Genomic DNA, 13,767 nt, shown 5'->3' with positions numbered 1-13,767 from the left:
CGAGCTCGAGTTCTGGTTCTCGATGGTCAAGGTCACCGCCCTGATCGGCATGATCGTCATCGGTCTCGGCGTGCTCGTCAGGTGAGCACGCTGGTGAAGCGCTCGTTCAGCTCCCGCCCGACGTAGAAGATGCCCTTGGCGAGCTGGTCGGGGGTCCAGGTCACGCAGGGGCGGTCGGGGTAGGCCCGGTAGCCGCCGGCGAAGACCTCGTTGCGGTTGCCCGAGGGGTCGAAGAAGTAGATCGTCTTGCCGCGGGTGATGCCGTGCTGGGTGGGGCCGATGTCGACGGAGACGTCGTCCATGGCGAACAGGTCGCCCGCGCGCAGCACGTCGGACCAGTCGCCGAGTTCGAAGGCGAAGTGGTGCAGTTTGCCCTGCGGGCCCTTGATCAGGGCGATGTCGTGGACCTTCTGGCCCGCGCTCATCCAGGTGCCGATGTACTCCGCGTCGTCGTCGAGGGAGGTGGCCACCCGCTCGGTGGCGTAGAAGTCCAGCACTTCCGAGAAGAAGCGGTCCATCAGGTTGACGTCCTCGGCGGTGATCAGCGCGTGGTCGATGTTGGGCACGCCGACGCCGACCAGGTGGCGGGGGAACACCTCGGGGTTGACACTGCCGACCTCGGAGCCGACCAGGGTCATGTCGTGGTAGAGCTCCAGGACGTGGTCCGACGGCGTGAAGATCCGGATGCCGTCGCTGACCTCGGGGTTGTCGCCCTTGCTCATCCGCTCCACCCGGCAGCCGAACTGCTGGGCGCGCTTCTCGAACCCGTCGAGGTCCGCGGGGTGGTTGACCTTGTACCCGAGCTTGTTCAGGCCGACGCCGCCCTCCTCGAGGACGACCGAGTGGTGGTCCCACTCGTCCCAGGCCTTCAACAGCAGCCGCCCGGCGTCCTCCTGGACGGGGCGCAGTCCCAGGGTGTCCACGTAGTGGCTCCTGGCGTCGGTGAGGTCGGTGACCCGCGCGTGGACGTATCCCAGGCGCATGACTGCCATTGCGGCTCCTAGTTCTCGCTGCCGGTCCCGCCGGCAAGGTCTGTGCCGGTCCGGCCGGCCGGGTGTGTGCCGGTCCCGCCGGCGGGGTGTGTGCCGGTCGGACCGGCTGGTTCGGTGCCGGTCCCACCGGCGGGGGTGCCGCCGGCGCGGAACGCCAGCAGCGGGTGCAGGGCGCGCAACCGGTCGTTGCGCAGGGTGATGCAGACGTCGCCGGTGGGGACGGCGCGGCAGGTCAGGCAGGTGCCGGAGCCTCGTTCGGCCGCGGGCAGGACGGTGTCGGCGACGGTCTTGTGGTACTCGACGTCGCCGACCACGAGATCCACCTTGCAGATCCCGCAGCCGCCGCGCCGGCACCCGGTCCGGTAGGCGTAGCCCGCGCGGTGGAGACCCTCCAGCACGGTCTCCCCCGCGCGCAGCTCCACGACCACGCCCTCGGGCTGCACGGTCACTGTGGGCATCGCGGCGCTCTCAGCCGTGGAAGGCGAGCAGGCTCTTGTGGCCCACGCCGAGCGCCTCGAGCGTCTGGTCGTCGGACGGTTCGAAGGGCGTGCCGTCGAGGCTCCAGCGCCAGGCGCCGGCCGGGTCGTAGTCCGGGTCGGCGGACGCCCACGGGTCGACCACCGCGGAGCGGAACTCGGCCCAGGTCATCGCCTTGGGCGTGCGGAAACAGGCGGCGGCTCCGAACCACATGTTGTCCTTCCACCACAGGTGGACCAACTGGTCGTCGCCGTACAGCTCCTGGCGGGAGCGGGACGGGAAGTCGTACGGTGCGATCGCGCGGACCGGCATGGCTCAGCTCCCCACCGGAGCGCTCGAGTGCCAGCGCTCCCAGTTCTCGTTGTCGGCGGATCCGGTGTACTCGCCGCCGTCGCCTTCCTGGATGCCGTACCAGGCGAGGACCTCGGGCACCGACGGGCCGCCGCAGTTGCCCTGATAGATCTGGTGCACGGGCAGCCAGGCCTGGACGTACTTCTCGGGTTCGCGTTCGAAGACCCACTGGCAGCCGTCGGAGCAGAAGTCGAACCGCTCGCCCCGGTACTCGGTGCTGCGCTGGCAGATCGTGGTCGGGTCGCCGGGTTCGGTGAACAGCATCGGGATCTGGCAGACCTGGCAGAGCTGCGGCAGGCCCGGGTAGAAGAAGCGCCCGCCGCCGTCCACCACCCGCTGGGCCTTGTCCCACAGCGGCTTGTAGTACTTGTCGAAGGTGTCGGGGTAGTTGGCCGCCAGCCACTCCTGGTCCTCCGCGCCGGGGATCGAGGTGGTGAACGACGCGGCGAAGCTGAACTGGTGGAGCACCCAGTAGACCTGGTGGCTGAGCGTCTCCTTCTCGTCGATCGCCTGCTGCACGTGGCGCGGCGGGCGGATGCCGTAGAACTCCAGGTCGGGGAAGAGGCCGTTCAGCATCTGCTCCTCGAAGTAGAGCTCGAACGCCTCCTTCCAGCTCATGACCTTGCGCGGCAGCATGTAGTCGAGCATCTGGGCGATCAGGGCGGTGACCCGGTAGCCGCGCCAGAACCACTTGTCGATCCACTCCTGCACGATCGGCACGTTGGCCTCGTCCTGCTCCAGCAGGAACTTGATGGCCTCCAGGCCGAGGGTCATGTGCCGGCTCTCGTCGCTCTGCGCGGAGAAGCCGAACGTCATGGTGGGCAGGTCGCCGTTGAAGCTGGCGCCGGACATGAACGGCACGAACAGCAGGTTCGTCAGCAGGTACTCGAAGGAGAAGCCGATGGCTATCAGGAACTCGAACGGGCCGGCGGACAGGGCGTCGTCGAAATAGGACTTCGGCACGCTCAGGTACCACACCCGGTCGTGCATGGTGTTCCAGGAGTGGAACCCGCCGTAGTACTTGTTGTACGCGGACAGCGTGTGGATCTCGGTCTGGGTGTGCCGCAGTTCGTCGACCGACTGGCACAGGGCGGCGAACCGCGGGCCGGGGCCGTTGAGATGGCGGGCGAGGTAGGCGAAGTTGCGGTGCGCCTGGTATTCCAGCGGGGTGACGCCCTGCAGGAACAGCTTCATCGCGTTCAGGTACTTGGCGTCGGACAGGGAGAGGTGGCCCTGGCTCTGGGCAGCGCCGTCGAGCACCGCGTACAGCCGCTTGTCCTTCTCGGCCTGGTACTTGTAGTAGGCGTCGACGGTGAGCCGGAAGGGGTCCTCCCACTTCGACCAGTCGTGGATCTTGATGCCCTCGAAGGAGGTGTAGGGGAAGACCTTCTCCGGGTCGACGTACGACGGCTCCCAGTCCAGGTCACGGGTGAGCGCCGAATAGCGCTGTTTCATCGACAGCTTGCGCGGGGTGGCGGCCATGTCGTTGGTCTCCTCAGTGGTCCCAGGCGATGACGATCTCGTCGTCGTCCCACTCGGCGAAGTGGCCGGAGTAGGAGACGATGGCGAGCTGGAACTCGTGGGTCTCCCACGGGCGGCCCAGCCGTTCCTCGACGCTCTCCCGGCTGATCACCAGCCGTCCCGGGCGCTGGATCTTCACCAGGCCGGGCAGGCGGAGGACGGTGAGGTCGTCGTTGACGGACTCGATCGCCTCCACCAGCGCGCGCGTGTCCTCGTTCTCCTGAAGGTCGACGCCGACGTTGCGGACGGGGCGGGCGGCGCCCGTCCGTGTCGGGGCGGCGGGCCGGGTGTCGGTCATGTGCTCTGCTCCTTGATCGGCGCGCCGGCGGCGCTCAGGGCGGTACGGACCGCCGCGGCGGCCTCCTCGACGGTGCCGCGGCAGCCCGCGTCGACCAGGCCGTCCGCGGCGTCGGCCAGGGCGCCGACCGCTTCCGTGGCGGCGGGCAGCAGGCGCTCGACGACTGCGGCCAGCTCGGCGCCGTTGGCGGCGCCGTGTTCCGGGTCGGCGAGCCAGGCCGCATACAGCGCGTCGAGCCAGCGGCTGTGGTCGGCGAACCAGCCGCTGAGGTGCTGGGCGACCAGGCTGTAGCCGCCGGCGCCGCCGAGCAGCGCGGCTTCGTCGAGCCTGCGGTACAGCAGGGCGTGGATCAGCCGGTCGGCGAGGTCCTGGCCGATCATGGCGGCCGCCCAGTCCTCCTCGATCAGGAGTTCCTCGACGTACCGGCGCAACGGCTGCAGCTCCGGCGCGTCCATCCAGGTCCGCTTGGCGTCCTGCAGCAGGTCGGCCGTGCCGCCGCCCAGGGCGATCCCGACGCGGCTGATGATCTGCGCGTTGCCGACGCGGTCGAAGGCGGCGAAGGCGCAGCACTGGGCGATGGTGGCGCCGTAGCAGAAGCGGGCGGCGGCGGTGCTGACCATCTGGGCGCCGGACTCGTAGTGCCGCAGCGGCAGCACCGTCCGGGCGATCAGCTCCCGCCACGGCTCGGGCAGCCTGGCCAGCAGGTCGCGGCTGCCGAGGTAGTCCAGCGTCCGGGCGAACGCGTCGTGCAGCGAGGCGCGGGCGGTGACGTAGGGGGCGTAGTAGTACTGGCGGGGATCGGTGAAGGAGTACGGGTCGGTGAGCCGGAAGGCGCTCCAGCTCTCGTCGTACAGCTCCTTGTCGGGCGCCCACAGGGGCCGGTAGTGGAAGTGCTCGGTGGGCTGGACGTCGATGGTGCCTTCTTCGTACCGGGACGCCGGGCGGTCACCGTACCGGTCGATGAGGTACTGGAACGTCTTGCGTCTCGGTTCGATGACCTGGGTACGCAGTTCGTACTGCAATGTCGTCTCCTCGGGTGCTTGCGAGGACTGTGGCCCGGGCCACAGGGTGAGGGCGAGCGCTGTTCCGCGGTTGGGAACGGGCCGGTCGGACGGCTTCGGAGCGGGCCGGACGGACGGCCTTCGGGGCGGGCCGGCCGACGGCTTTACGGGCCGGCCGACGGCTTTTCGGGACGGGCCGGGACGGGCCCGTCAGACGGTGACGGGGCGGCGCGGGACGTCCGACTCGGCCAGCAGCCTGAGCAGCAGGCCGGTCAGCGCCTCAGGGCCGTCCAGCTCCCGCGGCTCGGTGTCCGTCAGGCCGTCGCCGATCAGCCGCCCGTAGGCGGTGCCGTCGGCGAAGCGGGTGGACACCCGCGCCGAGCGGCCCCGGTAGTGCACCGAGAACGCCAGCTCGCCCAGGGACAGTTCGTCGGTGAGCGCCAGGTGGTCGTCCGCCTGGGTCAGCACGGCGTTGGCCTCGCAGACCAGCTGCTCGGCCAGGGCGCGTACGGCCACCTGGCGGTCGGCTCCGGCGCCGGCCGAGGTCGGCTCGCTCGGTCGGGTCCCCGGGACGGGGAGTTCGCCGGCCCGGGGGTCCCGCCCCAGGATCTCGGCGACGCTGAGCATGAAAGGGGTCACGTCGATACTCCTCCCGGCCGGTCCTGCCACGGCCTGCAGATGAGATTCGGGCCGGCTGGGCGGGGGCGCCACCGGCGTTCCTCACGCCGGAACAGGCGCCCCTGCCGGTACTCAGGCGGTCAGGAAGTCGGCCACGAGTTCGTTGAACTCGTCGGCCCATTCGATCTGGGTCCAGTGCCCGCAGCGGCCGAAGACGTGCAGCCGCGCGGCGGGGATCAGCTCCATCAGCCGCAGCGAGTTGGCCAGGGGGATGACGCGGTCCTCCCGGCCGTGCACGATCAGGGTGTCGTGCGGCAGGGCGCGGATCTCGTCGTCGGGGGTGACCATGGCGTCGGCCCAGCGCTGCCGGGGCGCGGGGAACATCGAGGAGAACGCCTCCTGGAAGCCGGGCTGGACGCTGGCCCGGTAGCGAACCTCCGCCAGTTCGTCGTTCACCAGCTCCCGGGAGTGGGCGAAGATGTCGAGCAGCCGCCGCATGTTCTCGATCGACGGCTGGTAGCCCCAGACCGCGTCCAGCCCCTCCCCCTCGGTGAGCGGGAACGGCACCCCGACGCTCCCCATCAGCACCAGCCGGTCCACCCGGTCCGGATGCCGCGCCGCGGCGCGCAGCGCGATGGCGCCGCCGAAGCTGTTGCCGACGATCGACGCGGACGGCAGTTCCAGCGCGTCGAGGAACCCGACCAGTTGGTCGACCCACAGGTCCAGTCCGTAGCTCACCCCCTCGGGGCGTTCGCTGAACCCGAACCCCGCCATGTCGGGCGCCAGCACCCGCATCCGCTTGGCCAGCGCCGGGATGGTCAGCCGCCAGTTGGCGTACGCCGTCACCCCGGGTCCCGAACCGTGCACCAGTACGACCGGGCTGCCCTGCCCGTCCTCCAGGTAGTTGGTCCGGATCCCGCCCGCGGTCACCTCCGCGCCGATCTCCGGCCGCTTCTGCCCGCTCATACGCGTTGTCCTCCGAGTCTCCAGCCGTTGCCGGCGGTCCCCGCGATCGTCCTGCCGACGGCCCGCCGTCACGCCCCGGTGTTCCCCTCTCGGGAACACGCGGTCGCGGACCACCGGCGGGCGGCGCCTTCGCCGGTGGCGTCCCGGGGCGGCTCGGGGGCACGGTGCGGGCGCCGCGGTGCTCGGGGGCACGGTGCGGGCGCCGCGGTGCTCGGGGGCACGGTGCGGGCGCCGCGGTTCACCGGACGGTGGCGTACGCGCCGCTGTGCGCGGCGCTCTCCGAGGAGGCCGGTTGGGGGCGGCCGCCGTCCCCTGCCCTCGACCTGCCGCCCGGCGTGACGGCCGCGCTGCCGCGGGTCCGGCTCGCCGTGGGCGGCCGGCTGGAACAGGGCGTCCGCGGCGGCGGTCCGCGCCGAAAACGGCTCGCGTGGCGCGGCGCCCGCGCACCACCATGTGCCGCATGAGCGACCGACCGGCACGATGGACCCAGGCCACCGTCTACCCCGACATGTGGGCCGACCCGGACGACGACCCCCGCGACAGCGGAGGGAACAGTCCGGATGGCGAACTCGCCACTCTGCACGACTATCTGACGGGCTATCGGCTGACGTTGCGCATGAAGTGCGAGGGGCTGGACGCGGAGCAGCTGGCCCGCCGTTCGGTCCCGCCGTCGACGATGTCGCTGCTCGGCCTGGTGCGGCACCTCGCCGAGGTGGAACGCAACTGGCGCAGCTGGATCGGCGACGGCGACCCGTTGCCGAAGCTGTACGGCGCGCGGGACGCGGACTTCGACGGAGCCGTCGCCGAGCAGGCCGTCGTCGACGCCGCGTACATGGATCTGGCGCGCGAGCAGGCCGCGACCGACGCCGCGCTGGCCGCGCATCCGGACCTGGGCGAGCGCGTGGGCAAGGACGGCATCGCCGTCCGGGAACTGCTGGTGCACCGGATCGAGGAGTACGCCCGGCACTGCGGGCACGCCGACCTGCTGCGCGAGTGCGTCGACGGACGAGTGGGCCAGTGACCGGGGCCGCGGGCCGCCCGCTCCGTCGGTGAACACGGCGTCCGCCGGACGGCGGACCCCGCTGGTCACCGGATGGCCGGTGACCAGCGCGGCCGGCGGCCGTCACGGCAATGGCAGCAGGCAGCGCCGTCGGCCGGACGTCGCAGGTCCTGATCGACGCCGAGCAGTCCGCGCCGGTCCCTCCTCGCCGCGGGTGACCCGCTCCGAGGAGGGACCGGGCACGTCACCGGCGGCCGCGCAGCTTTCCGAACAGCCGCTGCGCCTGAGCGCGGCGGCGCGGGTCGGCCGCGGAGCGGCGCGCCTGCTCTGTCGCGCGTCGCCCCTGCGGACTCCGCGCGAACTGCTTGATCCGTTCCATCACGGTGGACATGGCACTCCTTTCGCCCGGGGGCCCCGCTCGGCGTCAGGTCCCACGACCCTCCGGTTACCCAGTGACCGCCGCTCCAGCCCCTTCCGGCCGAGAGTGGGCGACCCCGCCGCGGCTTCCCTTGCAGCTCCCCGGCACCTGACGGGCACTCGAAGGCCGGCGACCTGCTCCGACGGGGCGGGCCCGACCGGACGGCCCTGAAACGGTTCGAAACGCAACCGCGGCAACGGGCGCGGCCGGTGCCGCGTACCCGCAGGTCACGGCGACCCGCCCCGGCAACGACCCGCGTGTCCGAAAGCGGGCTCGGCGTGTTGCGCGCGGTCCCGCACCGCTGAAACCTTCGGCTCCTGAACGCATCGCCCGGCTCGCTCGCCGCGATTGTTCGGATTTCTCCTACATCACTCGTTCAAGGGAATCAGGGAGTCGTCTCATGCAGGGATGGATGAACCGGTCCGTCGCTACCGCAGGGCTCGCCACGGCTTTGATCCTCCCCTCCGCGCTCCGGACCCCCGCCGCCGTGGCGGCGGTCTTCAGCCCGGCCCCGTCCTGCGTGGCGATGTACCAGAGCCGGCGGTACACCGACGCCGCCAACGACTGCGCCGGCACGCAGAGCGTGACGGTCGTCTACCAGGACGGCGCGGCCGGCCTGTGCCACACCCTCGAACCGGGCGCGTTCAGCACGGTCGGCGAGGGGTGCCTGGGCCCGCACGGCCACGCCGACCACCTCGCCGTCTGCGAACCGTCCTGACGAGAACCGCCGGACGTCACCGCCACAACCCGGCGCTGTCGCACACCCTCGCCCCCATGTTGCGCTCCATCATCCGCAGGGCGGCGTCCGCGAGGTCGGGATGCATGCAGGCGACGGCGTCGCGCGGGACGGTGACGTCGAAGTGCCGGATGTGGGCGTCGAGGCAGGAATAGAGGATGCACTGCTCCGTCACCTGCCCGCACAGCACCAGCCGCTCGATCCCCTGCTGCCGCAGCAGGTACGACAACGGGGTCTCGAAGAAGGCCGAGTGGCGGGCCTTGACGACGAACAGCGAGGCGTCGTCGGGCCGCAGCGGCTCCACCAGGCGGGCGTGCGGACCCGCCAGTGCCTTGTCGAGGAGTTCTCCGTGGTGCGAGCGCCACTCACCGAAGTTGTCGTTCACGTAGATCACGGGTACGTCCTTGTCGCGGGCCCGCCGGAGGAGGCCCGCCACGACCGGGACCGCCTCCTCGGCCGAGGGCAGCAGCAGCTCGGCGTCCTGGTGGTCGTACGTGTTGATCATGTCGATGACGATCAGTGCGGTCTTGCTCATGCCCACCGGGTTCCGTCCCGCGGGCCGGCCACTCCTGCCCGGCTTCGGGCGGCGCTCGACGCGCCGAACGGCAGGAGGGCGGCCATACTCGGTGAACGGAGGATCACCACACCCGCGGCGCGCGTCGCGGGCGGAGCCCGGCGCTCGTGGCACGCCGCGGTACACGATGTCCCGCCACCGAGGCCGGGCCGTCTGTCGCCGGGCATGGCACGGACGTACGGGCGCAGGCAGCCGCGGCGGCCGGCGCCGTCGTGACCGCGTCGCCGGACGGGCGTGACACGGCCGCGGCACAGGTGTCGCGCGCTTTCCGGCCGTGTTCACCCGGATGATCCACCACCCGTGTTCGCTCCCGCCGCGCGGGTACCCGCCGTGTCGCTGTGCCCGAGAGCAGCCCACTCCCGCGCGCGGCACCGCCCCCGTCGAAAGGTACGGATGCAGTGAGCGAGAAGAAGAACCCGGTGACAGCCGCCGCCGAGAAGGTCGTCGAGAAGGTGCAGGAGGCGGTTTCGCCGGGCAACGAGATTCCCGGCGCCCCGAGCCCCCAGGCCCCGCCGGTCGAGGAGCCGACGCAGGCGCGGGAGCCGCTGCCGCCCAAACCCGACCAGCGGGGACCGGACACCTACAGTCCGACCGGACATCCCACCGGGAGCCGGCAGGGCGATGTCGCCCAGCAGGGCGCCTACGCGACCACCGCCCAGGGCGCCCGCCTGTACGACACCGACCACTCGCTGAAGGCGGGTCCCCGTGGCCCGGTCCTGCTCCAGGACCATCACCTACGCGAGAAGATCACCCATTTCGACCACGAACGCATCCCCGAGCGGGTGGTCCACGCCCGTGGGGCCGCCGCACACGGCGTCTTCCGGTCCTACGGCACCGCGACGGGCGTCACCAAGGCCGCGTTCCTCGCCGAGGGCGCCGAGACGCCGGTGTTCGTCCGGTTCTCCACGGTGCTGGGCTCGCGCGGATCCGCGGACACCGTGCGCGACACGCGCGGTTTCGCGACGAAGTTCTACACCGGTGAGGGCGTCTTCGACCTGGTCGGCAACAACATCCCGGTGTTCTTCATCCAGGACGCGATCAAGTTCCCCGACGTCATCCACGCCGGCAAGCCGCATCCCGACCGTGAGATCCCGCAGGCGCAGAGCGCCCACGACACGTTCTGGGACTTCGTCACGCTCCACACCGAGGCGACCCACCACACGCTGTGGAACATGTCCGACCGCGGCATTCCGCGCTCGTTCCGGATGATGGAGGGATTCGGCGTCCACACCTTCCGGCTGGTCAACGCCGAGGGCGCGACCACGCTGGTGAAGTTCCACTGGAAGCCGAAACTGGGCGTGCACTCGCAGGTGTGGGAGGAGGCGCAGATCACCGCGGGCGTCGACCCCGACTTCCACCGCCGTGACCTCGCCGACGCGATCGAGGCCGGGGCGTTCCCCCAGTGGGAGCTGGGTGTGCAGACGTTCCCGGACACCGAGGACCAGATGTTCGAGGGCATCGACCTGCTGGACCCGACGAAGATCGTGCCCGAGGAGCTGGCGCCGGTGCAGCCCATCGGGCTGATGACGCTCGACAAGAACCCGTCGAACTTCTTCGCCGAGACGGAGCAGGTCGCCTTCCACGTCGGGCACCTGGTCCCCGGCATCGACGTCACCAACGACCCGCTGCTGCAGGGCCGCCTGTTCTCCTACCTCGACACGCAGATCACCCGGCTGGGCGGCCCCAACTTCGCCCAGTTGCCGATCAACCGCACGCACGCGCCGGTCAACGACATGCTGCGGGACGGCATGCACCAGACCGCGGTGCACCGGGGCGTGGCGCCCTACCGGCCCAACTCCCTCGACGGCGGCTGCCCGTTCATGGCGGGCGCGGACACCGGCGCCTACATCGAGGTGCCCGCCGTGGTGCCCGCCGCCCGCAAGGTGCGGGACGCGGCGGCGTCCTTCGACGACCACTTCAGCCAGCCCCGGCTGTTCTGGCTGAGCATGTCCCCCACCGAGCGCGAGCACATCATCGCCGCCTACACCTTCGAACTGGGCAAGTGCTACGAGCAGTCGATCAAGGAGCGAGGGCTGCGGGTGCTCGCCGACATCGACTCCGAGCTGTGCGCGCGGGTCGCGGCCGGCCTGGGGCTCCCGGCGCCGGCGGCGACCGTCCCGCCGGCGGCCGTCGAGCCCAGTCCGGCGCTGTCCCAGCTCGGTGGGGAGTGGCCGGTCGACGGCCGTGTCGTCGGCATCGTCACCGACGGCGCCGACGGCCTGGACCAGGTGCGCGAGGTACGCCGGGCGGTCCTGGACGCCGGAATGGTCCCGCTGGTGATCGCACCGTCCGGCGGCACGCTGGGCGACGGCGACGCGGTCACCGTGCAGCGCACCTTCGCCACCGCCCGGTCCACCGAGTTCGACGCGATCCTGCTGGCCGGGGCGCCCGGTCCGGCGGCCGACGCCTACGGTGCGCGGGAGGCGAAGGCCGGCGACGCGGCGGCGCGGCTCACCGCCCTCGACCCCCGGGTGCTGCTGATGGTCACGGAGGCGTTCCGCCACGGCAAGGCGCTCGGCGCCTGGGGCAAGGGAGCGGACGCCCTGCAGGCCGCCGGTCTGCCCGCGGGCGCGGCCGGCGTGGTCACCGGCGACGCCGCGGTCCCGGTCCTGGAGGCCGTCACCGGCCTGCTGCGCGGGCACCGCGCCTGGGACCGCTTCGCCCCGGCTCCGTGAGGCGGCGTGTCCCGTGAGGGGCACGAGGAGGGCCGGGTGACCGCCGCCCTTTCCGGACACGCGCGAACGGTGTCCGGAAAGGGCGGCGGTCGTGCGTCGGTCCGTGCCGTTGTCCCGCCGCACCACGGCATGCAACGATGATACACAGAACGTACTTGTGTATCTGAAGCCGGAAGAGGGGCCGATGGACATCGACGAAGCACGGACCCGGTTCGCAGTCCTGCGCGGTAAGGACTCCATCGTCTCGCCGGACGAACTCGACGCGATCTGGGCCGCGTTGCCGACCGTTCGCGTCGAGGACATCCTCGGCGAGTGGCGGGGCGACGAGTTCCGCACCGGCCATCCGCTCAACGGGAAACTGGAGAAAGCCGGTTGGTACGGCAAGACCTTCCTGGCCGCCGACGACGCCAAGCCGCTGATCATGCGCGGGAAGGACGGCCGGCTGTACTCCGACACCGAACTCGGCAAGGGCGAGGCCAGTCTGTGGATGGTCGAGTTCCGGGGCGAGTCGACGGCCACCATGGTCTACGACGGCCGGCCGGTCTTCGACCACTTCAAGGCCGTCGACGACCGCACCCTCATGGGGATCATGAACGGCAAGGGGTTCGGCGAGGACGGCCCGTTCTTCTACTTCCTCCTCGAACGCGCGTGAGGGCCGCGGTGGTGGAGGCGGCGGGCGGCGCCTTCACCGTCCAGGACATCGACGTCGCCGAACCCGCGGGCCGGGAGGTGCTGGTGGAGGTGCGGGCGTCGGGTCTGTGCCACACCGACCTGACCCTCGCCGCGCACCCCTCGGCGCGGTTTCCCCCGCCGGTGGTCCTGGGGCACGAGATCGCCGGAGTCGTCGCCGCCCTCGGCCCGCAGGCCACCGGGTTCGCCGTCGGGGACCACGTCGTCGGCTGCCTCGTGCAGTGGTGCGGCGCCTGCCCGGCGTGCCTGGACGGCCGGCCGTACCAGTGCGGCCGGCCCGGGTCCACGCTGCGCGATCCGCGGGACGGACCGCGGCTCAGCCGCTCCGGGCAGCCCGTCGCCCAGGGCATGGGCCTGGGCGGCTTCGCCGAACGGGCACTCGTCCACGAGAACCAACTGACGGCCGTACCCAGCGAGTTGCCGTTCGACGCGGCCGCGCTGCTGGGGTGCGGGGTGCTGACCGGCGTGGGTTCCGTCCTCAACGGCGCCCGCGTCGCGGCCGGGGAGAGCGTGGCCGTGATCGGCGCCGGGGGCGTGGGGCTGAACGTGATCAGCGGGGCCAGGCTCGCCGGGGCCGCACGGATCGTGGCGGTCGACGTGCGGGAGGGCGGGCTGCGGCGGGCGCTCGCCTTCGGCGCCACGGACATCGTCGACTCCTCGGCCGCCGACGCCGTCACGGCCGTACGTGAACTGACCGGCGGCGGAGTGCGGCACGCCTTCGACGTGGTGGGCGTCGCCGAGACGGCGCGGCAGGCGCTGGACATGACCGCCCTCGGGGGCTCCGTGCACCTGGTGGGCCTGGCGGCCGGCGCCGCGGAACTGACGCTCTCGCTGCCCGGACTGCTGCTGCAGCAGAAACGGATCCAGGGCCTGATCATGGGCTCCGGCAACCCCCGGCGTGACATCCCCCGCTACGCCGGCCTGGCGCTGCGAGGGCGGCTGGACCTCGACGGCCTGGTCTCCCACCGCATCGGGCTGGGCGAGATCGACGCCGGTTACGCCGCCCTGCGGGACCCCGGGACGGCGCGCGTCGTCGTCACGTCCTTCTGAGGATCACCGCCGCGGCGCCTTACGGCGTCCGTGGTTCACACCGGCGAGCCGACCGGGCGGGCTCACACCGGCGAGCCGACCGGGCGGGCTCACACCGGCGAGCTCGCCAGGGTCCGCTCGGACAGGCCGAGCCACCAGGCGGCCGCCTCGCGCGCGGTGAGGGGGTGATCGGGCCGGTCGCGCACGTCCCGGATCAGGTCGGTGCGCCGCGCCCGGCCCATCACGTAGACCCGGCCGCTCAACGTGGCGGCCGCGGCGGGATCCCGGCCGGCGCTCAGCCTGGCCCACTGAGGCCGTACGGTGCGCCCGGGCGGCGGGCAGTCTCCCGCGGCGGCCGCACGCGGAGTCCGGCCTCCGGCTCCCGGCCCGTCGCGGGGCCGGCGCCGTCGCGGGGCCGCGG

General features: G+C 71.9%; 16 protein-coding genes. 5 read left to right on the top strand and 11 right to left on the bottom strand.

All coding sequences use genetic code 11. The annotated features are described in order from the left end of the window. Positions 1-77: 77 nt before the first annotated feature. The 8 genes from VKA29_RS07510 to VKA29_RS07475 form a co-directional block, all read right to left on the bottom strand. Positions 78-992, bottom strand: a complete 915-nt coding sequence (locus tag VKA29_RS07510; protein ID WP_324784424.1) for a catechol 2,3-dioxygenase — start codon at positions 990-992, stop codon at positions 78-80. An 8-nt stretch (positions 993-1,000) separates the two neighbouring features. After that, positions 1,001-1,450, bottom strand: coding sequence for a 2Fe-2S iron-sulfur cluster-binding protein (locus VKA29_RS07505; RefSeq protein ID WP_324784423.1), 450 nt, complete (start codon positions 1,448-1,450; stop codon positions 1,001-1,003). A 10-nt stretch (positions 1,451-1,460) separates the two neighbouring features. Then, positions 1,461-1,781, bottom strand: coding sequence for a phenol hydroxylase subunit P4 (locus tag VKA29_RS07500; protein ID WP_324784422.1), 321 nt, complete (start codon positions 1,779-1,781; stop codon positions 1,461-1,463). 3 nt (positions 1,782-1,784) lie between these two features. Beyond that, positions 1,785-3,302: a YHS domain-containing protein gene (locus VKA29_RS07495; protein WP_324784421.1), complete on the bottom strand. Its 1,518-nt coding sequence runs from the start codon at positions 3,300-3,302 to the stop codon at positions 1,785-1,787. 13 nt (positions 3,303-3,315) lie between these two features. After that, entirely contained in the window at positions 3,316-3,639 is a 324-nt protein-coding gene (locus VKA29_RS07490) for an MmoB/DmpM family protein (RefSeq protein ID WP_324784420.1), read from the bottom strand. Beyond that, positions 3,636-4,661 carry a hypothetical protein gene (locus VKA29_RS07485; RefSeq protein WP_324784419.1) on the bottom strand — a complete coding sequence of 342 codons (1,026 nt, stop codon included), beginning with the start codon at positions 4,659-4,661 and terminating at the stop codon, positions 3,636-3,638. Before VKA29_RS07485 ends, VKA29_RS07490 begins: the two co-directional genes overlap by 4 nt. Positions 4,662-4,850: 189 nt before the next feature. After that, positions 4,851-5,279, bottom strand: coding sequence for a hypothetical protein (locus VKA29_RS07480; RefSeq protein WP_324784418.1), 429 nt, complete (start codon positions 5,277-5,279; stop codon positions 4,851-4,853). Between the two features lie 111 nt (positions 5,280-5,390). After that, entirely contained in the window at positions 5,391-6,224 is an 834-nt protein-coding gene (locus tag VKA29_RS07475) for an alpha/beta fold hydrolase (RefSeq protein WP_324784417.1), read from the bottom strand. Between the two features lie 451 nt (positions 6,225-6,675). Between VKA29_RS07475 and VKA29_RS07470 the strand changes: the two genes are divergently transcribed. Then, positions 6,676-7,245 (top strand): DinB family protein, encoded by a 570-nt coding sequence (locus VKA29_RS07470; RefSeq protein WP_324784426.1) that lies wholly within the window; start codon positions 6,676-6,678, stop codon positions 7,243-7,245. A gap of 223 nt (positions 7,246-7,468) precedes the next feature. Here the strand turns inward: VKA29_RS07470 and VKA29_RS07465 are convergent, their stop codons facing one another. Next, a complete protein-coding gene (locus VKA29_RS07465; RefSeq protein WP_324784416.1) occupies positions 7,469-7,615 on the bottom strand; it encodes a hypothetical protein in 147 nt (48 codons plus the stop codon). Between the two features lie 427 nt (positions 7,616-8,042). Between VKA29_RS07465 and VKA29_RS07460 the strand changes: the two genes are divergently transcribed. Beyond that, on the top strand, positions 8,043-8,360 hold the full coding sequence (locus VKA29_RS07460) for an alpha-amylase (RefSeq protein WP_324784415.1): 318 nt from the start codon (positions 8,043-8,045) through the stop codon (positions 8,358-8,360). A 16-nt stretch (positions 8,361-8,376) separates the two neighbouring features. Here the strand turns inward: VKA29_RS07460 and VKA29_RS07455 are convergent, their stop codons facing one another. After that, positions 8,377-8,913, bottom strand: coding sequence for an isochorismatase family cysteine hydrolase (locus VKA29_RS07455; protein WP_324784414.1), 537 nt, complete (start codon positions 8,911-8,913; stop codon positions 8,377-8,379). A 437-nt stretch (positions 8,914-9,350) separates the two neighbouring features. Here VKA29_RS07455 and VKA29_RS07450 point away from each other — a divergent pair, with 437 nt between their 5' ends. The 3 genes from VKA29_RS07450 (at position 9,351) to VKA29_RS07440 (ending at position 13,367) form a co-directional block, all read left to right on the top strand. Beyond that, positions 9,351-11,627: a catalase gene (locus tag VKA29_RS07450; protein WP_324784413.1), complete on the top strand. Its 2,277-nt coding sequence runs from the start codon at positions 9,351-9,353 to the stop codon at positions 11,625-11,627. 184 nt (positions 11,628-11,811) lie between these two features. After that, positions 11,812-12,279 carry a DUF4334 domain-containing protein gene (locus VKA29_RS07445; protein ID WP_324784412.1) on the top strand — a complete coding sequence of 156 codons (468 nt, stop codon included), beginning with the start codon at positions 11,812-11,814 and terminating at the stop codon, positions 12,277-12,279. Beyond that, positions 12,276-13,367 carry a zinc-binding dehydrogenase gene (locus VKA29_RS07440; RefSeq protein ID WP_324784411.1) on the top strand — a complete coding sequence of 364 codons (1,092 nt, stop codon included), beginning with the start codon at positions 12,276-12,278 and terminating at the stop codon, positions 13,365-13,367. The genes VKA29_RS07445 and VKA29_RS07440 overlap by 4 nt, the downstream gene beginning before the upstream one ends. Before the next feature lie 89 nt (positions 13,368-13,456). Here the strand turns inward: VKA29_RS07440 and VKA29_RS07435 are convergent, their stop codons facing one another. After that, positions 13,457-13,609: a hypothetical protein gene (locus tag VKA29_RS07435; protein WP_324784410.1), complete on the bottom strand. Its 153-nt coding sequence runs from the start codon at positions 13,607-13,609 to the stop codon at positions 13,457-13,459. Between the last annotated feature and the right edge of the window lie 158 nt (positions 13,610-13,767).

This window comes from Streptomyces sp. H51 (assembly GCF_035656535.1).
Taxonomy (GTDB): domain Bacteria; phylum Actinomycetota; class Actinomycetes; order Streptomycetales; family Streptomycetaceae; genus Streptomyces.
This window is presented reverse-complemented; position numbering and strand designations above follow the sequence as displayed.